Origin of the sequence: Mesorhizobium sp. M1088 (assembly GCF_040318575.1) — a bacterium.
Lineage (GTDB): Bacteria > Pseudomonadota > Alphaproteobacteria > Rhizobiales > Rhizobiaceae > Mesorhizobium.
Genome location: NZ_JAMYMO010000029.1, coordinates 1 through 23,716, shown reverse-complemented (window position 1 = coordinate 23,716; position 23,716 = coordinate 1). Strand labels below are relative to the sequence as shown.

Annotated in this window: 20 protein-coding genes; 8 read left to right on the top strand and 12 right to left on the bottom strand. The window is 63.3% G+C overall.

Annotation, left to right across the window (positions count from 1 at the left end):
* Nucleotides 1–90 precede the first annotated feature (90 nt).
* Nucleotides 91–747, top strand: coding sequence for a TetR/AcrR family transcriptional regulator (locus NKH49_RS25135; RefSeq protein ID WP_352928384.1), 657 nt, complete (start codon nt 91–93; stop codon nt 745–747).
* Between the two features lie 43 nt (nt 748–790).
* On the opposite strand, the gene NKH49_RS25130 is transcribed toward NKH49_RS25135, so the two are convergent.
* The gene (locus tag NKH49_RS25130; protein WP_352456658.1) at nt 791–1,708 is read right to left on the bottom strand and encodes a peptidylprolyl isomerase; all 918 of its coding nucleotides are present in this window, start codon (nt 1,706–1,708) and stop codon (nt 791–793) included.
* Nucleotides 1,709–1,960: 252 nt separating this feature from the next.
* Between NKH49_RS25130 and secA the strand changes: the two genes are divergently transcribed.
* Nucleotides 1,961–4,693, top strand: a complete 2,733-nt coding sequence (gene secA / locus NKH49_RS25125) for a preprotein translocase subunit SecA (protein WP_352617241.1) — start codon at nt 1,961–1,963, stop codon at nt 4,691–4,693.
* A 153-nt stretch (nt 4,694–4,846) separates the two neighbouring features.
* Here the strand turns inward: secA and NKH49_RS25120 are convergent, their stop codons facing one another.
* Together NKH49_RS25120 and NKH49_RS25115 are read right to left on the bottom strand one after the other, a co-directional pair.
* The gene (locus tag NKH49_RS25120; protein ID WP_352928382.1) at nt 4,847–5,977 is read right to left on the bottom strand and encodes an IS481 family transposase; all 1,131 of its coding nucleotides are present in this window, start codon (nt 5,975–5,977) and stop codon (nt 4,847–4,849) included.
* A 153-nt stretch (nt 5,978–6,130) separates the two neighbouring features.
* On the bottom strand, nt 6,131–8,785 hold the full coding sequence (locus tag NKH49_RS25115) for a helix-turn-helix transcriptional regulator (protein ID WP_352616911.1): 2,655 nt from the start codon (nt 8,783–8,785) through the stop codon (nt 6,131–6,133).
* Nucleotides 8,786–8,927: 142 nt separating this feature from the next.
* On the opposite strand from NKH49_RS25115, the gene NKH49_RS25110 reads away from it, so the two are divergent.
* The 3 genes from NKH49_RS25110 to NKH49_RS25100 all read left to right on the top strand — a co-directional run bounded on the left by NKH49_RS25110 (nt 8,928) and on the right by NKH49_RS25100 (nt 10,152).
* Nucleotides 8,928–9,200: a DUF4242 domain-containing protein gene (locus NKH49_RS25110; RefSeq protein ID WP_023677971.1), complete on the top strand. Its 273-nt coding sequence runs from the start codon at nt 8,928–8,930 to the stop codon at nt 9,198–9,200.
* A 67-nt stretch (nt 9,201–9,267) separates the two neighbouring features.
* Nucleotides 9,268–9,489, top strand: a complete 222-nt coding sequence (locus tag NKH49_RS25105; RefSeq protein ID WP_051406161.1) for a hypothetical protein — start codon at nt 9,268–9,270, stop codon at nt 9,487–9,489.
* Nucleotides 9,490–9,651: 162 nt separating this feature from the next.
* The gene (locus NKH49_RS25100) at nt 9,652–10,152 is read left to right on the top strand and encodes a hypothetical protein (RefSeq protein WP_352453059.1); all 501 of its coding nucleotides are present in this window, start codon (nt 9,652–9,654) and stop codon (nt 10,150–10,152) included.
* 128 nt (nt 10,153–10,280) lie between these two features.
* On the opposite strand, the gene NKH49_RS25095 is transcribed toward NKH49_RS25100, so the two are convergent.
* The 4 genes from NKH49_RS25095 to NKH49_RS25080 are packed head-to-tail and all read right to left on the bottom strand — an operon-like array spanning nt 10,281 to nt 15,239.
* On the bottom strand, nt 10,281–11,141 hold the full coding sequence (locus tag NKH49_RS25095; RefSeq protein ID WP_352616915.1) for a restriction endonuclease: 861 nt from the start codon (nt 11,139–11,141) through the stop codon (nt 10,281–10,283).
* Between the two features lie 12 nt (nt 11,142–11,153).
* Nucleotides 11,154–11,408, bottom strand: a complete 255-nt coding sequence (locus NKH49_RS25090) for a hypothetical protein (protein ID WP_352616917.1) — start codon at nt 11,406–11,408, stop codon at nt 11,154–11,156.
* A 42-nt stretch (nt 11,409–11,450) separates the two neighbouring features.
* Nucleotides 11,451–12,323 (bottom strand): hypothetical protein, encoded by an 873-nt coding sequence (locus NKH49_RS25085; protein WP_352616920.1) that lies wholly within the window; start codon nt 12,321–12,323, stop codon nt 11,451–11,453.
* Nucleotides 12,324–12,335: 12 nt separating this feature from the next.
* On the bottom strand, nt 12,336–15,239 hold the full coding sequence (locus NKH49_RS25080) for an Eco57I restriction-modification methylase domain-containing protein (protein WP_352616923.1): 2,904 nt from the start codon (nt 15,237–15,239) through the stop codon (nt 12,336–12,338).
* Between the two features lie 314 nt (nt 15,240–15,553).
* Between NKH49_RS25080 and NKH49_RS25075 the strand changes: the two genes are divergently transcribed.
* The 3 genes from NKH49_RS25075 (at nt 15,554) to NKH49_RS25065 (ending at nt 19,059) form a co-directional block, all read left to right on the top strand.
* Nucleotides 15,554–16,954, top strand: a complete 1,401-nt coding sequence (locus NKH49_RS25075; RefSeq protein ID WP_352616990.1) for a lipopolysaccharide biosynthesis protein — start codon at nt 15,554–15,556, stop codon at nt 16,952–16,954.
* Nucleotides 16,954–18,234, top strand: a complete 1,281-nt coding sequence (locus tag NKH49_RS25070) for a GNAT family N-acetyltransferase (RefSeq protein WP_352616926.1) — start codon at nt 16,954–16,956, stop codon at nt 18,232–18,234. The genes NKH49_RS25075 and NKH49_RS25070 overlap by 1 nt, the downstream gene beginning before the upstream one ends.
* Nucleotides 18,235–18,450: 216 nt before the next feature.
* Nucleotides 18,451–19,059 (top strand): hypothetical protein, encoded by a 609-nt coding sequence (locus NKH49_RS25065; protein ID WP_352616929.1) that lies wholly within the window; start codon nt 18,451–18,453, stop codon nt 19,057–19,059.
* 269 nt (nt 19,060–19,328) lie between these two features.
* Here NKH49_RS25065 and ssuD read toward each other — a convergent pair whose 3' ends face one another.
* The 5 genes from ssuD to NKH49_RS25040 all read right to left on the bottom strand — a co-directional run.
* Nucleotides 19,329–20,477: an FMNH2-dependent alkanesulfonate monooxygenase gene (gene ssuD / locus NKH49_RS25060; protein WP_352616931.1), complete on the bottom strand. Its 1,149-nt coding sequence runs from the start codon at nt 20,475–20,477 to the stop codon at nt 19,329–19,331.
* A 42-nt stretch (nt 20,478–20,519) separates the two neighbouring features.
* Nucleotides 20,520–21,368 carry an ABC transporter permease subunit gene (locus NKH49_RS25055; RefSeq protein ID WP_352616933.1) on the bottom strand — a complete coding sequence of 283 codons (849 nt, stop codon included), beginning with the start codon at nt 21,366–21,368 and terminating at the stop codon, nt 20,520–20,522.
* Nucleotides 21,365–22,159, bottom strand: coding sequence for a taurine ABC transporter ATP-binding protein (locus NKH49_RS25050; protein ID WP_352471351.1), 795 nt, complete (start codon nt 22,157–22,159; stop codon nt 21,365–21,367). The genes NKH49_RS25055 and NKH49_RS25050 overlap by 4 nt, the downstream gene beginning before the upstream one ends.
* 69 nt (nt 22,160–22,228) lie before the next feature.
* Nucleotides 22,229–23,236, bottom strand: a complete 1,008-nt coding sequence (gene tauA, locus NKH49_RS25045; RefSeq protein ID WP_352616935.1) for a taurine ABC transporter substrate-binding protein — start codon at nt 23,234–23,236, stop codon at nt 22,229–22,231.
* Nucleotides 23,237–23,494: 258 nt separating this feature from the next.
* Nucleotides 23,495–23,716 (bottom strand): NADPH-dependent FMN reductase family protein (locus tag NKH49_RS25040; protein ID WP_502907934.1); only part of this gene is annotated, 222 nt, incomplete at its 5' end.

The following is a 23,716-nucleotide window of genomic DNA, read 5'->3' as shown; positions in this document are numbered from 1 at the left end:
GTTACATATAAAACGGATCGTTCCGTTTCGTCAAGAGTTGTATATGATGGCTGCTGAAATCGCGGGTAAGGAACGGGTAAGGAAGAAGAGATGGGCGAAATCACCGATCCCGGGCGCAAGTCGGCTGGCGCACGGCGCAGCCCCGAAAGCGCCGATGCCATTCTCGATGCCGCCGAGGCGGTGCTGGTCGAAGCCGGCTATTCCGGCTTCTCGATCGAGGCGGTGGCGCGCCGCGCACGCGCCGGAAAACCGACGATCTATCGCTGGTGGCCAAGCAAGGCCGCCTTGCTGCTCGACGTTTACCAGCGGCAAAAGCGCGTCGACAATCCCGATACTGGGAACCTTGCGGAGGATCTCGTCGGCTTCCTGAAGAGCTTGTTCGCGCACTGGCGCGACACGTCGTCGGGCAGCGTGTTCAGATCGCTGATTGCCGAGGCGCAGTCGGACGAAAAAGCCGCCGCCGCCCTCGCCGAATACGCAAGAGGGCGTCGCATCCACACCGGCCAGATGGTCGAACGCGCCAAGGCAAGGGGAGAGGTGGCAGCCGATGTCGATGCCACTGTCGTCGCCGACCTGATTGCCTCGTTCGCCTGGACGCATCTTCTGACGAACCGCCTGGACGAGGACGAAGCAACGCTGCGCAGGATGGTCGGCTATGTCTTGAAAGGCATCGTCGCTGACGATGCCGGCGACGCCACGGCGGTCCGGCGGCGGCGTCGACGCATCATCGCTCGCCCTACCAAATAGAAGCGACAGGGCGGCAGCGCGCCCTGTCATAGCCCAATCTGGCCTATTTGGCGCTTTCCAGCGCGTCGACCGTCTTCTTCAGGTTCGCATCGGGGATGTCGACCTTGGCGTTGGCGCGCAGCGACTTGACCAGCGCGAAATACTTGTCGCGGATGACCGCCTGGCGCGCCTGGTCCTTGACCTGGTCGAACGCCGGCGGCTGCTTGGTGCGCTTGTCCTCGACCTTGATGACATGCCAGCCGAACTGTGACTGCACCGGCTGGTCGGTATATTTGCCGACCGCCAGCGCAAACACCGCCTTGTCGAATTCCGGCACCATCTGGCCAGGTCCGAACCAGCCGAGATCGCCGCCGCTGGTCTTGCCGCTCGGATCGCTGGTGTGCTCGTTGGCAAGCTTCTGGAAGTCGGCGCCGCCGTCGAGCTGCTTGATGATGGCGTCTGCCTCTTCCTTCGTCTTCACGAGGATGTGACGGGCGTGCACCTCGTTGGTGGGCGGCGTGTTGGCGATTTCCTGGTCGTAGCGGGCGCGGACCTCGGCATCGGTAACCTTGTCGACGACGCCCTTCTCGACCATTTCGCCATGCAGCGCGCGCTGCTGCAGGAAGGCCATGCGGCGCTGGAAGTCGGGATCCTTGTCGAGGCCGGTGGTCACCGCCTGGGCCGCCATCACGCGGATTTCGATCGCCGCCGACAGCGCCGCGGCGCGGCGCTGCTCGGGCGGAAGCTGCGCGAATTGCTGCGACAGCTCGCCCTCGGCAAGCCCAAGGTCTGCCTCGGTCAGCGTCTGGCCGTTGATGGTGGCGACCACGGCGTTCGGATCGACCGGCTTGGCCGCCGGAGCGGGTGCTGCCGGCTGGGCAGGGGCGGCCTCCTGTGCCATCAGCGGCGACAGCGAGAGGGCCGATAGCCCGAATGCCAGACCAAGGCTGGCGAGCGACGCGCGGCGGAACAATACTGACATTACGATTATCTCCAAAGCGGGGTAGCTAGAGCGGAATGGCTTCCAGACCAGCAAGATTGTGGCGGAATTTGGCGCGGTCGACAGGGCGAGCGCGGCGTTGACATCGAATGAGCCCCCTCTTATCTGTCCAACGACTTTGCGTCCAGAACCGTTTTCCGGGCGCTTTTTGCGTTTGTCCGCGTTCACGTGGAGTTGATGGGGCCAGCCGGCGCCTGTCGCAACGACTTGGAATGCTATCGAAAGGGCCATTGGATGGTCAGTCTCGGCGGTCTCGCCCGTAAGGTTTTCGGCTCCTCCAACGATCGTCGGGTCAAATCGACCCGGCCGCGCGTCGAGGCGATCAATGCCATGGAAAACGAGATGCGGGCGCTTTCCGACGCCGAGCTTCAGGCCCGCACGGACAAATTCCGCCAGGACATCGCCAACGGCGCCAGTCTCGACGACCTCCTGGTGCCGGCCTTCGCCACCGTGCGTGAGGCCGCCCGCCGCGTGCTCGGCATGCGGCCGTTCGACGTGCAGCTGATCGGCGGCATGGTGCTGCACAATGGCGGCATCGCCGAGATGCGCACCGGCGAAGGCAAGACGCTGGTGGCGACGCTGCCGGTCTACCTCAACGCGCTCGCCGGCAATGGCGTCCATGTCGTCACCGTCAACGACTATCTGGCCACGCGCGACTCCGAATGGATGGGCCGCGTCTACAAATTCCTCGGCCTTAAGGTCGGCGTCATCGTCCACGGCCTGTCCGACGAGGAGCGCCGCGTCGCCTACGCCGCCGATGTCACCTACGCCACCAACAACGAGCTCGGCTTCGACTATCTGCGCGACAACATGAAATACGAGCGCGCCCAGATGGTGCAGCGCGGTCACAGCTACGCCATCGTCGACGAGGTCGATTCCATCCTGGTCGACGAAGCGCGCACGCCGCTGATCATTTCCGGTCCGCTCGAGGACCGTTCGGAAATGTACAACACCATCGACACCTTCATCATCCAGCTGCAGCCGCAGGACTACGAGATCGACGAGAAGCAGAAGACCTCGATCTTCACCGAGGAAGGCACCGAGAAGCTGGAGAACATGCTGCGCGATGCGGGTCTGCTCAAGGGCGAGTCGCTCTACGACGTCGAGAACGTCGCCATCGTCCACCACGTCAACAACGCGCTGAAGGCGCACCGGCTGTTCCAGCGGGACAAGGACTACATCGTACGCAACGGCGAGATCGTCATCATCGACGAGTTCACCGGCCGCATGATGCCCGGCCGCCGCTATTCGGAAGGCCTCCACCAGGCGCTCGAAGCCAAGGAGCATGTGGCGATCCAGCCGGAGAACCAGACGCTCGCCTCGGTCACCTTCCAGAACTATTTCCGCCTCTACAAGAAGCTCGCCGGCATGACCGGCACGGCGCTGACCGAGGCCGAGGAATTCGCCAACATCTACAATCTCGACGTCACCGAGATCCCGACCAACCTGCCGGTCATCCGCATTGACGAAGACGACGAGGTCTACCGGACGGTCGAGGAGAAATACAAGGCGATCGTCAAGGAAATCAAGGAAGCCCGCGCCAAGGGCCAGCCGACGCTGGTCGGCACGACTTCCATCGAGAAGTCCGAGCAGCTGGCCGAACGCCTGCGCAAGGAAGGTTTTAAGGATTTCGAGGTGCTGAACGCCCGCCACCACGAGCGCGAGGCGGCGATCGTCGCCCAGGCCGGCAAGCCCGGCGCCATCACCATTGCCACCAACATGGCCGGCCGCGGCACCGACATCCAGCTCGGCGGCAATGCCGACATGCGCATCGCCGAGGAGCTTGGCGACATGCCAGCCGGCCCCGAGCGCGAGGCCAGGGAAAAGGAAATCCGCGACGACATCGCCCGGCTGAAGGAAAAGGCCCTCGCCGCCGGCGGCCTCTACGTGCTGGCCACCGAACGCCATGAATCGCGCCGCATCGACAACCAGTTGCGCGGCCGCTCGGGCCGCCAGGGCGATCCCGGCCGGTCGAAATTCTTCCTGTCGCTGCAGGACGACCTGATGCGCATCTTCGGTTCCGAGCGCATGGACGGCATGCTGCAGAAGCTCGGCCTCAAGGAAGACGAGGCGATCATCCATCCGTGGATCAACAAGGCGCTGGAAAAGGCGCAGAAGAAGGTCGAGGCGCGCAACTTCGACATCCGCAAGAACCTCTTGAAATACGATGACGTCTCGAACGACCAGCGCAAGGTGGTGTTCGAGCAGCGCATCGAGCTGATGGACGGCGAGGGCCTGTCCGAGACCATCACCGAGATGCGCGAAGGCGTCATCGAGGAGATCGTCGCCAAGAACATTCCCGAAAATGCCTATGCCGAGCAGTGGAACGTCGCCGGCCTCAAGGCCGAGATCGCCGAATTCCTCAACCTCGATTTGCCGGTCGAGGACTGGGTCAAGGAAGAGGGCATCGCCGAGGACGACATCCGCGAGCGCGTCAGCCAGGCCGCCGAGGCCGCCGCCAAGGAGCGCGCCGAGCGTTTCGGCCCCGACGTGATGACCTATGTCGAGCGCTCGGTGGTGCTGCAGACGCTCGACCATCTGTGGCGCGAGCACATCGTCAATCTCGACCATCTGCGCTCGGTCGTCGGCTTCCGCGGCTATGCGCAGCGCGATCCGCTGCAGGAGTACAAGGGCGAAGCGTTCGAGCTGTTCCAGGCGATGCTGGGCAATCTGCGCCAGGCCGTCACCGCGCAATTGATGCGCGTCGAACTGGTCCGCCAGGCGGCGGAAGCGCCGCCGCCCGAGGCCCCCGACATGTTCGGCAGCCACATCGACGGCTTCACCGGCGAGGACGATTTCGAAGGCGGCGAGACGGCCGTGCTGGTCCGCCAGGAGACCAACGCCATCGTCGCCCCCGAAGACCGTGACCCGAAGAACCCGGCGACCTGGGGCAAGGTCGGCCGCAACGAGGCTTGCCCGTGCGGGTCAGGGAAAAAATACAAGCATTGTCATGGGGCGTTTGCGTAAGGCACTGCTTTCCTTCGCCACGTTCACGGGGAGAAGGTGCCCGAAGGGCGGATGAGGGGCAGCGCCGGCGCTTGCGACTAGCCGATCTCCCCACTGTTTGGACCGGAGACATCGCGAACAGGTGTGCGAGGACATCGCGAACAGTGCTCCATGCTATCTCTCGACGAGGTTGAGGTCGATGGTTTGGATTTTCTGATGGCGGAAGAAGACGTTGAAGACGCCGTCCTTGTCGGTCGCACGGAAGGCGACGGCGCGCCCGGCGAAGGCATTGCAGATCTTGAAGTGGCGGCCGAACAGCGAGGTCGCGCCCTTCTGCTGGATCTTGCGGATATGGTCGCCGGGCGCATAGTCGAAGGGCTGCTGGGTCTCCCTGAAGTCGCGCGGGGAAGACCGGTAGCGGTCGAGCGGCACGGCGCCGTCGATCGCCTCGTGCGGGCGCTCTGCATTGTAGATGTGGCGCCAGCGGTCGAAGGCCCGCTGGGCCGCCGCCAGGTTCTCGAACGGCGGTCCCTGCAGCGCCTCGGCCTTGAGCGTGCGGTGAAAGCGCTCCTCCTTGCCCAGCGTCTGGGGATGATACGGCCTGGAATGCCCGATGGCGATGCCGATTTCGATCAGCCAGACGCCGAGCAGGGTAAAGTCGTTGCGGCCGCCATCGCCCCAAGGCGGGCCGTTGTCGGTGGCGATACGAAAGGGCAGGCCATAGCGGCGGAAGGCCGTGATCAGGCGCGTTTTCACGGTTTCGGTGGTCTGGTCGGAGCAGGCCGACAGCATGATCGAGAACCGCGAATGGTCGTCGAGCACGGTCAGCGGATGCAGGCGCCCGGCGCGCAACGGCACATGACCCTTGAAGTCCATCTGCCACAGATCGTTGGGCGCTTCGTGCTCGAAGCGGATGAAGGGCTTTGCCCCGCCGCCCAGCGCCCCGAGCTCGACGCCGTTGCGACGCAAGATGCCGGTCACCGTCGAGGGCGACGGACAGCCAATCCCCTGGCGCGCCAGGACCCGGGCGATCTTGCGCCCGCCCCAGGCCGGATGTGCCGCCCGCACCGAAAGCGCCGCTGCTTCGACCTCCCAGGCGCTGCGCCTGGGACTCGAGAGCGGTTGGCGCGAACGCTCCAAAAGCCCGGCCTCGCCCTCCGTCCGATAGCGCGCGATCAACTTGTGAGCCACGGTCCGACCGATCCCAAAGCGCCGGCACAACGCGCTCACATTCGCTCCCGGCGCGCTCGCCAACCTGACAAATTCCAGCTTCTGTTTCATCGCGCTCGTGTCCTCGAATGGCATCCCGAACCTCCCGGCGCAAAGCGCGCCAAACTGTTCGCGATGTCCTCGCACACCTGTTCGCGATGTCTCCGGTCCAAACACCCACCTGAGGGGGAGATGGCCGGCAGGCCAGAGGGGGGGCGCTGTCCCGCCGGCCTTTGATTTATTCGCTTCTCAAATCAACCCCGAATCGCGCGCCGCGGCGGTGGCTTCGCCGCGCGAAACCGCGTCCAGCTTGCCCAGAACCGCCGAGACGTGGTGATCGACCGTCTTCGGCGAGATGGTCAGCTGCTCGGCGATCCGCTTGTTGGAGAAGCCGCGCTCGATCAGTTGCAGCACCTCCATCTGGCGCTGGGTCAGGCCGGCGCGATTGGCGCGCGTAGTTCGGCGCGGCCCCCTTGCGATGCCGTTGACGCCGTTGCGGCGCATGATATCGCGCAGGTGAAGGGCGACGGGCCGGGCGCCGAGGCTTTCGAAAATCTCCAGCGCCAGACGCTGCGCGGTCTCGTTACCCTGCGCCAGCGCAAGCCCGCGTTCGTAGGGCGCGTTTATCTCGGCCCATAGTTCTGCCGCCGCCCGCCAGTCGCCGGCGAGCAGCAGCCGGTAGGGCGCAGCCATGCCGATGGTGTCGCCTGGATCCATGTCCGGCGCCAGCTTCTGCCGCCACGTCGCCAGCTCGCCGAAACCCGCCCGCGTCGTCGACAAGCTCTCAGCCAGTGCGATCAGGCCGAGCGCCTCATCCTTGTCAGCCTGGCCGAGCCACGCCCGTTCGGCCATCAGCGCCGCATAGGGCGCCAGCCGCTGCAATTCCAATCCCTTGTCCAGGAACTGCGTCATTTCGGCAAAAAGCGGCTCGGCGGACGGGTCGCCGCGCCGTATCCGCAGCTTTGCCAGGGCGACCACGGCGGGATAGCGGACCAGCATCGTCGCCTGGTCGTTGGCGATCACCTCGAGTGCCTCGCCGGCAGCCTCTTCCCATTGCCCCTGGCGCAGCAGCAACTGGGCCAGCACGCCGCGCATATAGTCGCGCCAGGTGACGAGATCGTTTTCGACGCAATAGTTGATGCCGCGATCGAGGAACGACCGCGCCTCAGCGAAGCCGAGCTGGTTCATCTCGCTGCAGGCGCTGTTGGTGAAGGCGCGCGCCGCATGTTCCTGAAAATTCTGCTCCAGCGCGATCTCCAGGCTGCGGGCAAGGTGCAGCCGTCCGTTTGCCAGATCCAGCGACTGCTCGGCGCTGCCGACATTGTTGAGCGCGTGGCAGACGATGTCGAGCCGGTTCAGTTGTTCGGCGAGCGCAATCGCCTTGTTGCCGAGCCGCAGCGTGTCGTCGAGCCTTTCGGCCAGCATCGCCAGTTGCGAGAGGTTGGAATAGGCCATGGCGAGTTCCGGCCCGGCCGGCGCGGTCTCCAGCAGCTGAACCGCCTGCTCGCCAAGGGCATCGGCAGCCATGCGGTCGCCAAGCAGGTAGGCAAAGCGCGACAGCCACCTGAGGCAATCCCCTTCCTTCGCCGTGTTCCCCTGGGCCTGATGCAGCCGGCGCGCCTGGTCCTGCGCGGCGATGGCCTCGTCGATCTTGCCGATGAGGTGGCACTCGAAGGCATATTTCTCATGGAGCGTCGTGCGCTCCTCCACCGGCAGGCTGTCGGCCTGCCGCAACACGGCTTCATAGAAGCCGGCCGCATCGCGATGGGCGCCGACGCGGGAGGCCTCGCGCGCCGCAACCGGGGCCAGTTCGCGCACTGCCTGCAGATTGTGCGCCTCCACCGCGTGATGCACCAGGCGGCCGGTGGAGACCTCACTGTTTTCGAGCAGGGCGGCCAGCGCGCGCTGGTTGAACTGCCGCCGGTGGCTCGTCGTCAGCATCGCTTCGATGGCGCGGCGGGCGATCTCGTGCCGGAACGCATAGCCATCGCCCAGATCCTCCAGCAAGCCGTTGGCGACGCATTCGGCAAGCTGGCCGGCGCTGGCGACGCCGCACAGGCCCTGCAACGCCCAGGCATCGGCCCGCCGTGGAAACACCGACACCGCGTCGAGCATCGCGCGGGCGCCGGCCGACAGGCGCTCGGCGCGCGCCAGAACCGCGTCGCGCACGCTTGCCGGCAGCGCCGTTTTTTCCTCGCATCCGCTGCACAACAGTTCGGTGACGAAAAAGGCGTTGCCCGCCGTCGCCCGGTAGATAGCCTCGCCATCGCGCCCCGCCGCCTCGGCCAGCGACAGCACCGCCGACTCGCTGAGCAGCGGCACGTCGATGCGCGCGACGCTGCCTGCCGGTATCTCGCCGAGCGCGCGGCGCACCCGCATCTGTCCCTCGCTGCGATCGGTGCGCGCCGTTAGCAGCAGCAAGAGATGCCTGTTGGCGATGCGCCGACCGAGAAAGCGGACGAAATCGAGCGTCGCATCATCGGCCCAGTGCAAGTCCTCGATCACCAGCAGGGTCGGCTGCGCCTTTGTCTCGAAGATGTCGAGCGCATCCGAAAACAGCGGCAGCCTCTGTCCCTGCCGATGATCGATCGCCTGCGGCAGCGCCCATTGCGCGTCCCGCGCCAGATCGTAAAGCGGCCCGAGCGGATCGGGTATCGACAGATCCTCGCAGGCGCTGCGGAATATGCGCGTGGCTTGCGCAGTCCGGTCGATGAAGGCCTCGACAAGCGCGGTCTTGCCGGCCCCGGCCTCGCCAGCAAGCACCGCGACGCAGCCACGGCCGCGCCCGGCATCGGCCAGCAGCCCGTCGAGTCGCTCCAGCTGTTTCTGCCGTTCCAGAAGCATCATTCGCTCACGCAGATCGAGTTCGCCGAAAAGGCGGACCCGCGATGGACCCGCCAACATATCCCCCGCTCATAACGCTGCCAACATAGGGAATCGTCCCGCCAAAAATGGGGAAAGGCTCCGATGTGCGCTCTTGCCGGGCGTGATCAATGTCGAGCCGCGCTCAAACCGGGCGTGACCCACAGGAGAAAGGAAGGCTTCCATGCCTCGCTATCTGATCGAACGCACATTCCCGGACGGCCTCAACGTGCCGATGAACGAAGCCGGCGCCGACGCGCTGGGCGGTGTCGTCATGCGCAATGCCGAAAAGGGCGTTACCTGGCTGCAGTCCTACGTGTCGCCGGACAAGAAGCGCAGCTTCTGCATCTACGACGCGCCCTCGCCCGAGGCGATCCGCAGCACCGCCCAGAAGAATTCGCTGCCTGTCGACAAGATCACGGAGGTGCGGGTTCTTGACCCCTACTTTTACCGTTGATGGCAGGCAAACCCCAAGTGGCGGACAAAAGGATGAGTATCAAACTGCCATTCGCGGCAATTGCGACATGCCTGATGGCATGCCGGTCGGCGAACCGGCGCCTGTCGTGGGAAACCCCGGCGGTTCCCTGCTTGGCCGTCTATGGCGGATCGCGGCGGCGCTGCCTTCGCGTCTGCTGGGCAGGCGGCGCCGGCTGCCCCCGCAAGACGATTATCTGAGGCAGGACATGGGACTGCCCGACCGTGAGCAGCGGCGCGAATACTGGGAATATTATTGGTGGGACCATTAGGACGCCGCGCCGTTTGGACGGGCTGAAACAAGCTGCGCAACCGGCCGCATCATTGCGGCCGACATGAAAACAGGACGAGCGACCTGTTTCGCAAAATTCCAACGGACGCCGCAGCGTTGAGCAGACCCGATCGGTGCGCGTCCTCAAACAACCGGAGAGAACATGAACATCAATCTTTGCACCGGGCGTCTTGCCGCCCTGGCCATCCTGTCGATCGCCGCCACCGCGGCCCAGGCAAAGGACGGCAATCCGCTGGCCGACAAGGTACGCGCGGCCAACAGCCGCTTCGAGAATGTGGCGGCGGCGACCGCAGAAGGCTACGCGCCCATTCCCTGCGCCAGCGGCATCACCGGCGGCGCCATGGGCATCCACTATGTCAATCCCGGCTACCTCAAGGATGACGCGGTCGATGTCGCCAAGCCGGAAGCGGTGATGTACGAGCCGATGGCCGACGGCACGCTAAAACTGATCGCCGTCGAATACATCACCTCGAAAGGCCCGGCCTCGCTCGATGGACATCTGTTCAACTTCAACAGCGCGCCCAACCGCTACGGCCTCGGCCCGTTCTATGAGCTGCATGTCTGGGCCTGGAAGGGCAACCCGACCGGCGCGTTCGCCGATATGAACCCGAATGTTTCATGTGATGCGATGAAGGGGATGTAGAGGCGCCCTTTCCTTCTCCCCGTCATACGGGGAGAAGGTGCCCGACGGGCGGATGACGGGCAGCACCGGCCTTCGCGATTAGCCAATCTCCCCACCCGAGGGGGGCGCTGTCCCGCTGGCGTGACCAGCTAAAATCCCGCGAAGGCGGCTTCGTCCACAGTAACTTCCTCGACCATCTTCACCCTGACGCCGATCTTCTGCTCCTTCAGCAGGTCGCATAACCCATCGCCATCGATCAGGTCGATGGCCGGTGCGCCGTCGCGCACGGCTTCGCGCCGAGCATCCGCCGTAAAAGTACCGGTGGTGATAATCAGGCCCTTGTCCGCCCGCCCTACCATGGCGCCGTGAAAGTCCCGCACAACGCCTGCCCCGACTGACCCCTTCCAACGCTTGGACTGGAACAGCACGTGGAATGAAAGCAGGTTGACCCGCAACACGCCGGTACCGTCGATGCCGCCGTCGCCGCTCCTCCCGGTCACTTCGACCTTGATGAAACCCGCCTCTCGGAGAAGCCGTTGGCAAAGTCGCTCGAACGCTCCTGGATCCAGCGCCAAGAGGATGTCGAGCAATTGCTCGCGCCAATCCTTCAAGGAGATTTCCACTGCTTCCGCCTCAACCTCTACCCGCTCAGGGCTGGCGACAACCTTCGCCTTGCGCAACGCGGCATCTGCTCGCCTCACACGCCGGACGATCTCTTGCGGATCAAGTGACAGCGCAGCACGGCCCTCGGCCGTCAAAGCCCAAACGCCGCGCTCACTGTTATTCGTAAAGCCCGCATTCTTCAGCCAACTCCGCGCCCAGGCGCAGCGATAGTCGAATTTCGACCTTGGCCCATCGCCAACCAGCACCGCCCGCGCCGCGTCGGAAACATTCATCAACACAGCCGTCTTGTCATCAATTTCTTCGATCGAAGCCGACCCGCCGAGGGCGTCCAGCGCCCTGAGAACCGGCACGAAGAACTCTGCGAAAGGTGGAACGAGCACTTTCATTCGGCTCTGCCCTTACGCCGCCTTAAGCCGTTCCAACTCCAACACAAAAGCAGCTCGTAAGGCCTCACCCTCTTCCGGCGGAAGCAGTAGCGTCAGTTCCGGAAATAGCTTTTCCCAGCTAGCCGTTTCCGCTTGACTCCATGGCAACCGCTCAGCTTGCCGAGCAAGCCGAAGCAGGCGGTTGAGGTGCTTGCGGATATAGGCGGCGTTAGGGGCACGAGGCTCGGTGACGGCGTGTTCGGTCTCGAAAAGCGAAAGCTGATCCATGCCGACTATCTAGGCGTTCGATAGGTCATTTGACGAGCGGTTTTAGGCATCGCGGCGGCGCATATGGTCGTTTTCAACAAGAAGCCGTTCGTCCGCCGTTAACGCATAGAGCTGGAACAGGCGCTCGTTCATTTCCCGTTCGCCGGCTTCAATCGCATTCACGTCATCAGCTAACTCGCCGATGCGTTCGACAAACTGATGGGTGGCCGGCGAATCGGATTCGACCGGCGGTCGCCGCAGTTCGGCAGCGAAGCGGTCAGCCTCGCGCCACTTGCGACTGAGGAATAGCCAGCGCCAATAGGCCTCTGTCAGTCGCCCGGCGCCATCGTTGAGGTAGATGCGGTCAAGAATGATCGCGCCGCCGGCATAGAGCCGGAGCTCACCATCGCGGAACGCTGCTTCGAGACGCCCACCGCCATCAAGCGTTGCCTGCAACGCTTCGAGACGGCTGGCCTCGAACTCATTTAGCCGCGCTTCCGCCCAAGCGCGGCGCTCGCCTTGCAATCTTAGCGCGGCCGGAGCTTGCGCTATCATTTCCGGCAGTTCCTGCATATCAGGCCACAGCCAACGCGCCGGATGCCGCGCCCGCGCAAGTACCGAAAGCCGCTCCTCGACCGACTGCAGCAATTCGCGGCGGCGCGTCCAGTTCCGCTGCAGTTCGCGCGCTCCGGCCGCAACGTCTGCGCGGTCTTCCGGCGGGACATTCGGCACAGGTAGCGGTGCGATGAACTGCTTGTTGGCTTCGAACCAACCGCCCTGCTTGGGTTTTCCGATCCGGCGGAAGACAAAATCCACAATCGACCCGTTCAATACACCGAGCAGATAAAACTGATCTGTACCAGCAGTTGCTATGATGCCATTAACTCGGACATTGTTAAGGTACTTGTCCGCGCTAGTGTCAGCGCAAACTCTCATTTCAGGAACAGTTTAAGCCACTATCAGTTTTGGGATGTCCTGTTTGTCGACATTCTGATAGCGCCCAAATCGGTACCAGTTTTCATCGTCGAATTTGTTTCCTTCTCGCGCGCGAAGTTCTATTTCCCAAGAAAGCAAATATTGCCATGCTCGAGGAAATCGCTGTTCCATCTCGCCGGCTGAGATAAGACGCATGTTGCCGCGCGGGTCGCGTGCGTAGGGAAACAGCAGATAAGTATCAGTCGCAGGCTCTTCGTAGCGTTTTGCCTCGCCGCCAGAAATTAGCGGCTTCATGATCGCATCCTCGATCTCGACCTCACAGGCAGGCACCCCCTTTCGTGCACAGCGGTAGCGATTGGTTCCTGTGCGGTCGAGATGATAGAGGGAATCAGCGCTCGTGATTAGTCCTTGAAATATCGCACTGGTCAGGGACGGATCGCTGAGTCGTAGACAGTCCTGCGCCAGTCGGTCAATCAGTGCCCGTTCCACGCCGGTCGCCATTAGCCACTCGCCGTCCTCAGGAAAGGCGTTGTAGGCGACCGCCAGATCCTCGTCCGACCAGTCGACATCATGTGCCTCAGCGCTTCCCCCGGGCGCGACGGCGATTCGCACACATTCCCGCGGTTCCTTGGTAAAGAACTGTAGTGCTGTATATGTTATGGCCTCGTCGAATATCTGGTGCGCCCTGAAGTCGATCCAGCGATCAAGCTGCCGCGTTCTGCGGACCAACCTGCGCAAGCCTTCGCCATACTGATTTACCGCCCACAGGCTCGGCGCAATGTAGGCCATGCGACCGCCCGGCGCGAGCAGCCGGAGCCCTTTCTCGATAAACGGCAGGTAGAGGTCAGTGTTGCCGGTCTGTGCACTGACATAGGTATCGTCCCCCCGGTTTCCTTGCAGATAGGCAACCACGTCAGGGTCGACCTTCATAAGGTTCTGCAACTTCACATAGGGCGGATTGCCGAGGACGATATCAAAGCCGCCTTCCGCGTCGTCGTCCGGCCAGACTTCGGGGAAAGCGTCCTCCCAGTCGAAGCTGTTGATGCGCTCGATGTGATCCTGCATCCTCTCTCGCCCCGCCCAGAAGTCATGGTCGACAAGACTGTTGCCGCACCGGATCGTGTGATCGAGCGAAGAGAGCGGTCCATCGGCGCGAGCCGAATGCAGCCACAGCGCCAGCTTGGCAATTTCCACCGAAGCCGGATTGATGTCGACACCATAGATATTGTTGGCGAGGATGTCGGCGATCATGGGTGCCTCGCTGACAGCCGCCGCTACCCCTCCGCCCTTGGCGCGCTCGATGTCGCGATCCACCGCCATCCTTTCCTGCAGCAGGCGCCGGAAGGCAGAAATCAGGAATGCGCCGGAGCCGCAGGCCGGATCGACGATGCGTATCCCGCGTAGTCGCGCAAGATAAGCCTCCCCGGCGGAAAGGTCAGGCGCACCATCTTCTGCAGCAGGATAGCCGCTTGCCGCCCTAGCCTCCGCGAACCATGGGCCAAGCGTCTGCTCGACCATCAGGTTCACCACCCATTCAGGCGTATAGTAGACACCGTCGCGCTTTCGCTTTGAAAGCTTGGCAACGCTGTCACGGCCTTCCAGTTCGCCAGCGCGGTATTCGAGTTCGGTTATCGACTGCTCGAAAATACGGCCGAGAGTGTAAAGGCTCAGGCTTTCCTTCACATTACCGCGCGAGGCGTAGTTGTACCGCGCGCAGAGATAGAGCAGCGTGTCTCTATCGCTTTCAAGCGCAGCTTCGCCTGCACCCTGCTTCGCTGCCGCGAACACATGATTTGGGATGACCAGCGCGTTCATTGCTGGATTGGCGGCGAACAGGCCGCCATTAATATGCGGCACTCTTAGACCGCCAAACATACCGCCCTCATTCATGAAAGCGAACAGACGCTTGAAGAATTCCCAAAACTCCGACCCGTTGGGGTCATAATAGGGTTCGACGCTCCGGCTCTTTAGATGATCACGGATCATTTGCGGCGGAAACAGCATCCGCGCGCCCATGTCCTCACAGTAGAAGGCGAAAATGAATCGGTCGAGCAACGCCTGCGAGAGCCGAAGGAGTTCCGTCGGTGTGCCGTCGAATGTGGCGTTGTTCAGCCGCATGACCTCGAAAAGCCGCTCGCGAACCGCTTTGTAACGGTCGTAGAACTCACCTTCGAGCGCACGTTCCCGCACCCATTGTCGCTCGATGAGTCGCAGGAGCGGAGGGCGGCCCGCTTGGGAAAGTAGATAATCCCGCTGGAACAGTTTCCAAAACAAGAAGCGGTCGAACTGCGCATCCTCCGAATTGGTCAGCAGGTCATAGTTCTCCGCGAAGAGATCGGTGCGGCGGATGACGAAGCGGAGATATTCCGATGGAGCACGGTCCCACCAGTAGAGGCGAAACTCGTTCATGTCGGTGGCAATTCCCCACCACGGCTGCACCGGCTCATTGCCGAATAGGCCGCGTCGCGCGCCACGAATGTAGTTCAGGCATTGCTCGACCGGCGAACGGTTGCTGCCCTTGCGATTTTGCTTCGCGTCGAGCTTTGAGCGAATGTCCTTGAACTCGCAAAGCACCTGCGGCGTCGCGTGTAAGTCACCACCAAACCAGCCGAGAGCCAGGTCAGCCTCACCAGGACCACCGCCTGCGCCGTCACCGGCAATCCGAAGTTTGGGAATTATGGTCTGCAATTCGGGCGCTACTCGGCCCGCTTCGCCATACCCCCAGGTATCGACGAAGAAGGTTTGGGTGAACGCACCTTCCGCTTGTACTTCGCTTAGCTGGCGACGATTATCCCACTCGCGCAACCGCTGTATCAAGATCGCATCCGACCCCTCGCCGACATAGGCACGGAATTCAAGTTCCAATTCGGCACGAAGGAACGCCCGCGTTACGAAGCTGCGGCTGTCATCGAACATAGCTATGGACCATTTTCGGAAGCGGGTTCAAACTTGCCCGGAGTCTGGACAGGCATGGGCAGACTTAAGCTGATTCAGCGACTTACGTCACGCAAACAAATTTTTGTCCACCCGCTTTGTATCTTCCTCGCATCCCTGTATCGCGGTCCGGAGGGCATCGGAAGCGCTGCGGTGATCTTCCTCAGGCTCGGTTCCGATTTCGTCATGCCACCTGCATTGCCAACGACCGTACCCTCTCCCCACCCAACCGTTTCTTAATGTGTCTCCGCTACACCAACACCCTGTAAATTGGCGGAAAACGGAGTGTGATCGGGGTGCGCTTTTCCGCGGCGACGACAGCCGGGCGGTTCCTGCCGCAGCGCCTTGCGCTGCGCATCAGGCCGCTGCTTGGCCTGATCGATGCCGTGCTGTTCAGCGCCGGCGCGCGGGGCGAGGCCGGCCGCATGTCGCTGATCGCCTTTTCGGTCCGCATCGTCAGCGCCGTCATCGCCTTCGTCAGCCAGGTTTTGATGGCGCGCTGGATGGGGTCGTTCGAATACGGCATTTTCGTGCTCGTGTGGGTGACGATGGTCATCGTCGGCAATCTCGCCTGCCTCGGCTTCCACACCTCGATCATCCGCTTCATTCCCGAATATCGCGAGCGCGGCATGATGGCCGAACTGCGCGGCATCGTGCGGGCCAGCCGGCTGTTCGTGCTGGTTGCCTCGACGCTGATCGCCGGCCTCGGCGCGCTCGGCGTCTGGCTGCTGTCGGCCTATATCGAAAACTACTATGTCGTGCCGTTCATCCTCGGCATCATCTGCCTGCCGATGATCGCCATGTCCGACCTTCTGCAAGGGCTGGCGCGGGCCAATTCCTGGGCGCTGTTTGCGCTGTCGCCGACCTTTCTGGTGCGGCCGCTGCTGATCCTGGCGTTCATGGCGCTGATGCTGCTGGCGGGCTATGCGCCCGACGCCAGAACGGCGATCTTCGCCGCCATCGCCGCCACCTACGCCACCACGCTCGGTCAGCTCGTCGGCGTCACCTCGCGCATCGACAAAAGGATCCCGGCCGGGCCGATGAAGCTGCATTTCGGCCAATGGTTCATCGTCTCGCTGCCGATCTTCCTGGTCGAGAGCTTCTTCTTCCTGCTCACCAATGCCGACGTGCTGATGGTCGGCGCCTATCTCGATCCCAACGACGTCGCCGTCTATTTCGCCACCGTCAAGACGCTGGCGCTGGTGCATTTCGTCTATTTCGCGGTCAAGGCCGGGGTCGCCCAGCGCTATGCGCAGTTCACCCATGGCGAGCCGCACAAGCTCGCCGCCTTCGCCCGCGAAACCGTGTCGTGGACCTTCTGGCCGTCGCTGGCGATGGCGCTGCTGGTGCTGGCCCTGGGCGAGCCGATGCTGACCCTGTTCGGCCCGGAATTTTCCGCCGGCTATCCGCTGCTGTTCCTGCTGGTGTTCGGCGTCGTCGCGCGGGCCGCCGTCGGCCCTTGCGAAAGCCTGCTCACCATGAGCGGCAACCAGAATATCTGTGCCGCCGTCTATGCCATGACGCTGGCCTTCAACATCGCGCTTAGCGTCGTGCTGATCCCGCTCTTCGGCCTGTGGGGCGCGGCGATGGCCACCGTCTTCGCCATGATCTTCGAGGCCGGCGCGCTGTCCTTTACGGTCTGGCGCAAGCTCGGCATCGCCATGGTCATTTTCGTGCCCGCCAAAGGAGCCGCCTGATGGCTGCCGTCCCCTTGCTCGAGGAAACCAGCGGCGGCCCGGCCGGCGCCATGGTGTCCGGCCTTGCCGGGCTTGCCCGCGAAGCCGATCCCGCCCATGTCGAGATCCTCGCCAACAACCGGCCCGAGCGCAAGCTTGCCATCTATCCGGCCTCCGCCGGCTTCGACCTGGTCGAGGAGCTCGACTATCTCTGTACCCGCACGATCGAGCCCAACGTCTTCTTCAATCCGCGCTTCCTGGCGCCGGCCATGCCCAGGCTGGAGGACCGCGAGGTGCGGCTGGCCGTCATCCGCGACGGCGACCAGTATCGCAACCGGCTGCGCCTGCTGGTGCCGTTCTCGGTCGAGCGGCCGATGGTGCCGCTCGGGGTTCCCGTCATGCGCACCTGGTCGAGCCCGTTCGGCCCGATCGGCACGCCGCTGGTCGACCGCGACGATCCGATCGGCGTCATCGAGGATTTCTTCGCGATGCTGTCGAGGCCGCATCTCAAGCTGCCGAAAGTCTTCGTGCTGCCCGACATAAGGCTGGACGGCCCGGTGGCCAGCCTGCTCGCCAGCGTCGCCGAGACGCGCGGCCTGACGCTGGTCATCACCGGCAAGGCCGAGCGCCCGGTGCTCGAAAGCGCGCTCGACGGCGAGGAATATCTGAAAGCTTCGCTGCGCGCGCACCATTATCGCGAGTTCCGCCGCCTGAAGCGCCGCCTCGCCGACCTCGGCCGGCTGGAGCATGTCGTGGCGCGCGGGCCTGACGAGATCCGCCACGCCATCGAAAATTTCCTGACGCTGGAGGCTGCCGGCTGGAAAGGCCGCGAGCGCACCGCCATGGCCATCGACCGCTACCGCGCCGCCTTCGCCCGCGAGGCGGTGCACCGGCTGGCCGAGCAGGATCTCTGCCGCATCCATTCGCTGACGCTCGACGGCCGCACCATCGCCTGCCTGGTCGTCTTCGTCGAGGCCGGCGTCGCCTACACCTGGAAGACCGCCTATGACGAGACGCTCGCTGCCTATTCGCCGGGCACGCTGCTGATGATCGAGGTGACCAGACAGCATCTCGATGACCCCAACATCATGATGACCGATTCCTGCGCCGTGCCCGACCATCCGGTGATGAGCCGGCTGTGGAGCGAACGCAAGCCGATGGGCACGTTGGTGATCGGGCTGACGCCGGATGCCGACCGCCCCGCCCGCCAGGCGGCATCGCAGCTTCACCTCTATCGCGAGACCCGCAACATGGCGCGCCTGCTGCGCAACCGGATGAGGAGCCTGTTGCGCCGGCGCTAGTGCATGGGGTCCAAAGTGGGACCCGGCCCGGCCGTCCGTCTCCGCACCGTCGGCTCTCTCGGGCCTAGGTCGTCAGGGTTAATTCTCCCGATCAGCGGAAAGGATTAGCATCGACGCAGTCCCAACCGGGATGAGGCGATCAATTACGGCCGCGCGTCCAGCATCACTGCCGCCTCGGTCCTGCACGGCCAGAAGAAAAAAATCTGGGAGGAATGCATGACGAAAACAACTCACCTCAGGCGTCTAGGGATCCTCACATTGGCAGGTCTCGTTGGTGCGTGTCTGAACGCCGCCACTCCTCGGGCGGCCGAACCCGACAAAGCCGAGATCGATGCCCTGCGTAAATCGCTGTCCAGGTATGAAGACTACAAGGTTGCCATTCGCGAGCTTTATCTATCGACGGTTGGATGCGTCTTCTACAGCGGCGAAAAGGTAGAGGGAGCGATGGACTACCCGAAGGGCGCGATGGGCATCCATTTCGTCAACGTCACGACTGTCGGCCCGACCGCGGATCCGACGCGCCCCAATGTGCTGATCTATGAGCCGGTCGGCGGCGAATTGCGCCTGGTCGGCGTGGAATGGCTCGTGCCCTTGACGCCGGACACCAAGGAGCCGCCGAAGCTTTTCGGCCAGACATTCATGGGGCCCATGGAGGGGCATTATCCGCTCATCCCGAAGGAGTTCCACCACTACGACCTTCACGCCTGGCTGTTCAAGGACAACCCGCTCGGAATGTTCAGCCCGACGAACCCGGACGTGAAATGCGACAACTATGCGTTCCCGATGCCGGAGCAGCCGACCAAGATGGTGCCGGGGCCGATGTGAGCGACCTCGTTACCGCCTGAGGCCGTCGGAGGGGCCGGCCGCGGCCTCAATAGCAGTTATCCCAGGAGGACGCTCCTGGGATAACGCCAGCCGAGCTCGCTTGAGCGGCCGGATATGGCCTATCCTAACTTTATCCGGCGGTTAGCCAGGACGCTCGTTGCTCTCGGTCGATTCCCGAAAGCCATGTCATTGGACCTAGCCGCAGCCTCGCTCCGATCGCCGTCGCGAAGCGACATGACATCGCTCTGGCCGACGCTGTCGGCAGGACGTCACGAAGCGGACGCTGCGACTTTGGGGCGTCCGAACTCGACGTCCCAGCTGCGCTCCTGGGGTGCGGCTTCGCCACTCAGGCCGAGTTTGGGGAAAAGCAATTCGGCGACGTTGAACGCCTCTTCCAGATGCGGATAGCCGGACGCGATGATGGTTTCGATGCCGATCTCCTGATACTCGCGAATGCGCGCGGCAACATTGTCGGGATTGCCGACCAGGGCCGTCCCCGCACCGCCGCGCACCAGCCCCGGTCCCGCCCACAGGTTCGGGCCGACGACCAGCCGGTCGCGCCGGCCCTGATGGAGCGCCGACATGCGCTTTTGGCCGACGGATTCCGAAATGTGGACAAATCCCTTCTGGGCTTCGGCGATCAGGTCGTCGGTGACGTGGCTGATCAGCCGGTCGGCCGCCGCCCACGCCTCATCCTCCGTTTCGCGTACGATCAGGTGAACGCGAAGCCCGAAGCGCATCATGCGGCCTTGCGCCGCTGCGGCTTCCCTGACGCGGGCGATCTTTTCGGCAAGCTGGTCCACCGGTTCACCCCAGCTCAGATAGGTATCCACGTGCTTGGCGGCGATCGCGATGCCGGCATCCGAAGAGCCTCCGAACCAGAGTGGCGGATGCGGCCGCTGAACCGGCGGGAAGGAAATGTCGGTGCCGTGGGCGGAAAGATATTTGCCGTCGAAATCCGCCGGCTCACCCGAAAGGATCCGCCGCCAGATGGTCAGGAACTCGTCGGTCTGTGCATAGCGCTCGTCATGACTGAGCTTGTTGCCGTCGCCGGCGAGATCGGCCGGGTCGGCTCCAGTGACGACATTGAGCAGGACACGACCGCCGGAAATGCGGTCCAGAGTGGCTGCATGACGCGCAAACAGCGCCGGTGTACCGCTGCCCGGCCGAAGTGCCACGAGGAACTTCAGCCGTTCGGTGAGCGGGATCAGCCCGGCCGCCACGATCCAGGCGTCCTCACAACGCGTTCCTGTCGGCAGGAGCACACCCTTGAAGCCAAGCCGGTCCGCTGCCTGGGCGATCTCCTTGAGATAGCCGAAGGTTGCCGGGCGGTGCCGCTCGTCCGTGCCGAGATACGGTCCATCGCCATGGGTCGGCAGATACCAGTAGAGGTCGAGCGGACGGGTGTTGCTGGACATCGGATTGTTTCCTTCAGCGATTGCGGAATGTCTAGGCAAGCGTCAGATCTTGCCCTTCCAGGGGATGAGGCGATGCTCCAGCCAGCGCATGCCGCTGGTAAAGGCGAAGGCAAGGATGGCGATGACGATGAGGCCGACGAAGACGACGTCGGTGGCGAGGAAATTGGCCGCCGACATGATCATGTAGCCGAGGCCCGACTGGGCCGCGATCAGCTCGGCCGCTACCAGCGTGGACAATCCGGCGCCGATGGCAATCTTCAGGCCGGTCATGATTTCCGGCAACGCGGACGGCAGGATGATGCTGGTGAAAAGTTGCAGCCGGCTCGCACCGAGCGACAGCGCGGCATTGATGCGTTCGGCCGGCACCGACCGGACGCCGGCCTGTGCGGCAAAACAGATCGGGGCGAAGGTCGACAGCGACAGGAGCACGATCTTGGACGTTTCGCCGATGCCCAGCCAGATGATCAGCAGCGGCAGGTAGGCCAGAGGCGGCAGACCCCAGTAGAGATCGATCGGAACGCTGAAGATGCCCTTGACCCAGCGATTGAGTCCCATCAGCAGGCCGAGCGGAACGCCCAGGAAAATGCCGACACCGAGCGCCGCGGCGATGCGGCCGAGGCTGGCGAGTGTGTGCTCGAGGAGCGTACCGTTGGCATAGCCATCGGCCCAGACGGCGCTGAACTGGGTCAGTACCTCGGCGGGCGACGGCAGGAACAGCGGCGACGCCCAGCCGAAGCGCGTGGCCAAAAACCACAAGGCGATGAGCGACGCCAGGGTGACCAGGCTGATGCCGAGCGTGCTTGTCGAAGCGGACCGGCGCGTCTTGGGAGACGGCGCGCGCTGAGCTATCGAAGACGAAAAAGAGGTTCCGGAATTGGCGGCGAGCGTCATTGCAAGGTTCCTGTGCGGGCGCCTTCCGGCTGGTGGATGAGCGAGCGGATTTCCTGCCGCAGTTCGATGAAACGCGGGTGGGACTGGATCGGCCCGATGTCGCCGCTCTCAGCGAAGTCGCGAACGAAGTCGGCGTCGAACCGGGCAACGATGCGGCCTGGTCGAGGCGACATCACAACGATGGTGGTGCCGAGCGTGAGGGCTTCCTCGATCGAATGGGTAATGAACAGGATCTGCTTGCCGGTCTTGGCCCAGACCGAGGCCAGAAGCTGCTGCATCGTCTCGCGCGTCAGGCTGTCGAGGGCGCCGAACGGCTCGTCCATCAGCAGGATCTTCGGATCGGTGGCCAGCGCCCGCGCGATGCCGACTCGCTGGCGCATGCCGCCGGACAGTTCATAGGGCGGCTTTTCGGCGAAATCGGCGAGCCCGACCAGTTCCAGCAGACGCCTCGATCGCTCATGGCGTTCACCGCGCCGCACGCCCCGGTATTTCAGGCCGAGAGCGACATTGTCCAGCACATTGGCCCAGGGCAGCAAGGTATCTTTCTGGAAGACGACGCCACGATCGCCGCCGGGCGCGACAATTTCTTTTCCGTCCAGTGTGATCGTGCCTTCGGTGAGCGGCAGGAAGCCGGCGATCGCGTTGAGCAATGTCGACTTGCCGCATCCGGAAGCACCAACCGCGACAACGATGGAATCTGGAGCGATATCGAGCGAGACGTGATCAAGCGCGTGTACGTCCTGGCCATCCGAGGCCGGAAAAGTCACGCTGGCATCGCGGATTCGAAGCATGGTGGGCCTCCAAGCAGTCTGGCTGGCGAGAATTCCGCCAGCCAGAACCTGAATGTCGTCAGGTGATTTCTAGTTGGAGGCCTTGGCAGCGTCTGCGTATTCCGGATCGGCGAACGCGGCGTAGCTGTCCTTGATGGCGGTGATCTTGTGCTGGTCCTTCAGGAAGCCTGCGGTGTCCTTGAGGATTTTCGCAACGGCGCTCTTGTCGCCACCGCCCAGCCATTTGTCGGACACCTGCTCGTCGAGCGGCGGAACCACTGTTGTCTTCAACTGCTCCGAATTCTCGGCCGCCGTGCCACCCTGCAGGCCGGCGATCAGCTTGGCGCTCTCTGAGTCCGGTCCCCATGCGGCCGGGTTACTCAGGTAGGCGGTGTTGTAGCCGTCGATCAGCCGGACATACTGGCCGAGGAAGTCGGGATTGGCCTTGGCGAAATCGCCTGTCACGACCAGCGCGCTGAAGGTCGGCGCGCCACGGTCGGCGACCTGGCCGGCTGTGAGCAGAACCTTGCCGTCCTTTTTGAGTTCAGAGAGTGCCGGATCCCAGACGAAGGCCCCGTCAATGTCGCCGCGCTTCCAGGCAGCGACGATTTCGGGCTGCGGAATGGCGATGACCTGGGTTTCTTTCTCCGAAATGCCTTCCTGCTTGAGGACGGCGAGAAGCTGGTAATGATCCGTCGATACCGGCGCGGCCGCGAGCTTCTTGCCCCGCAGGTCGGCCGGCGACTTGATATCGGGCCGCACCACCAGGGCTTCTCCGTCACGGGAGACCGAGGAGATGTAGAAGGCCTTCACGTCGATGCCCCTGCTGACGGCTGCGGCGAACGGGCTTGATCCGACATCGCCGATCTGGACGTCGCCGGATGCGATGGCAGCAAAGATGTCAGCACCGGAATTGAAGCGGCGGTATTCGATGTTCCAGCCGGTTTTCTTGGCAAGATCGCCATTGGCAATACCGAGATTGTAGGGATTGGCACCGGTCTGGTAGGCGATGACGACTTTCTTGTCGTCGGCATGCGCTGCAGCGGATGTCGCCGCTATGGCAAGCCCGACAAGGGCGGCGGAAATAAGTTTTCGCATGGAGCCTTAATCCTTTTGAACAGAGGGCAAACCCCTCGACTGCCCGCCCTATTCAAAGAGCGTTGGATTAAAGTCCACTGATATTATAGACTTAGATAGCAATGGAATTCTTAAAATCAGCTCGCGCTTAAAAAAGAATTCGGATTTAGACGGCACGCTGTCGCCCGCGGGATTATTCAGGCGCAAAACGCGGAGTGCTTAAGGGCCGCGCCTTGGCTATATATCGCCTATCAGGCACTTGCCTTGGCACTTTATCCGTCAGCCCGAAGCCGCCCGGACCGGTTGGCTCTTCGGCTGGCGCGCTGAAAGCAGGGCAACGAATTGATCCACGGCCTGCCCGGCCCGCACCAGAACCAGCGAATCTACGAGCTTGCCGCCGGCAAAGTCGCTGTCACTGCCATAGACGGCGCTCGGCACCGTCAGGGCGGAGTAAAAGCCAAACAGCGGGCGAAGCTGATGTTCGACTACCAGCGCGTGGCG

Coding starts and splice junctions, on each gene's coding strand:
- NKH49_RS25135 (WP_352928384.1), top strand. CDS start 91: ATGGGCGAAATCACCGATCCCGGGCGCAAGTCGGCTGGCGCACGGCGC.
- NKH49_RS25130 (WP_352456658.1), bottom strand. CDS start 1,708: ATGTCAGTATTGTTCCGCCGCGCGTCGCTCGCCAGCCTTGGTCTGGCA.
- secA (WP_352617241.1), top strand. CDS start 1,961: ATGGTCAGTCTCGGCGGTCTCGCCCGTAAGGTTTTCGGCTCCTCCAAC.
- NKH49_RS25120 (WP_352928382.1), bottom strand. CDS start 5,977: ATGCCATTCGAGGACACGAGCGCGATGAAACAGAAGCTGGAATTTGTC.
- NKH49_RS25115 (WP_352616911.1), bottom strand. CDS start 8,785: ATGTTGGCGGGTCCATCGCGGGTCCGCCTTTTCGGCGAACTCGATCTG.
- NKH49_RS25110 (WP_023677971.1), top strand. CDS start 8,928: ATGCCTCGCTATCTGATCGAACGCACATTCCCGGACGGCCTCAACGTG.
- NKH49_RS25105 (WP_051406161.1), top strand. CDS start 9,268: ATGCCTGATGGCATGCCGGTCGGCGAACCGGCGCCTGTCGTGGGAAAC.
- NKH49_RS25100 (WP_352453059.1), top strand. CDS start 9,652: ATGAACATCAATCTTTGCACCGGGCGTCTTGCCGCCCTGGCCATCCTG.
- NKH49_RS25095 (WP_352616915.1), bottom strand. CDS start 11,141: ATGAAAGTGCTCGTTCCACCTTTCGCAGAGTTCTTCGTGCCGGTTCTC.
- NKH49_RS25090 (WP_352616917.1), bottom strand. CDS start 11,408: ATGGATCAGCTTTCGCTTTTCGAGACCGAACACGCCGTCACCGAGCCT.
- NKH49_RS25085 (WP_352616920.1), bottom strand. CDS start 12,323: ATGAGAGTTTGCGCTGACACTAGCGCGGACAAGTACCTTAACAATGTC.
- NKH49_RS25080 (WP_352616923.1), bottom strand. CDS start 15,239: ATGTTCGATGACAGCCGCAGCTTCGTAACGCGGGCGTTCCTTCGTGCC.
- NKH49_RS25070 (WP_352616926.1), top strand. CDS start 16,954: ATGGCTGCCGTCCCCTTGCTCGAGGAAACCAGCGGCGGCCCGGCCGGC.
- NKH49_RS25065 (WP_352616929.1), top strand. CDS start 18,451: ATGACGAAAACAACTCACCTCAGGCGTCTAGGGATCCTCACATTGGCA.
- ssuD (WP_352616931.1), bottom strand. CDS start 20,477: ATGTCCAGCAACACCCGTCCGCTCGACCTCTACTGGTATCTGCCGACC.
- NKH49_RS25055 (WP_352616933.1), bottom strand. CDS start 21,368: ATGACGCTCGCCGCCAATTCCGGAACCTCTTTTTCGTCTTCGATAGCT.
- NKH49_RS25050 (WP_352471351.1), bottom strand. CDS start 22,159: ATGCTTCGAATCCGCGATGCCAGCGTGACTTTTCCGGCCTCGGATGGC.
- tauA (WP_352616935.1), bottom strand. CDS start 23,236: ATGCGAAAACTTATTTCCGCCGCCCTTGTCGGGCTTGCCATAGCGGCG.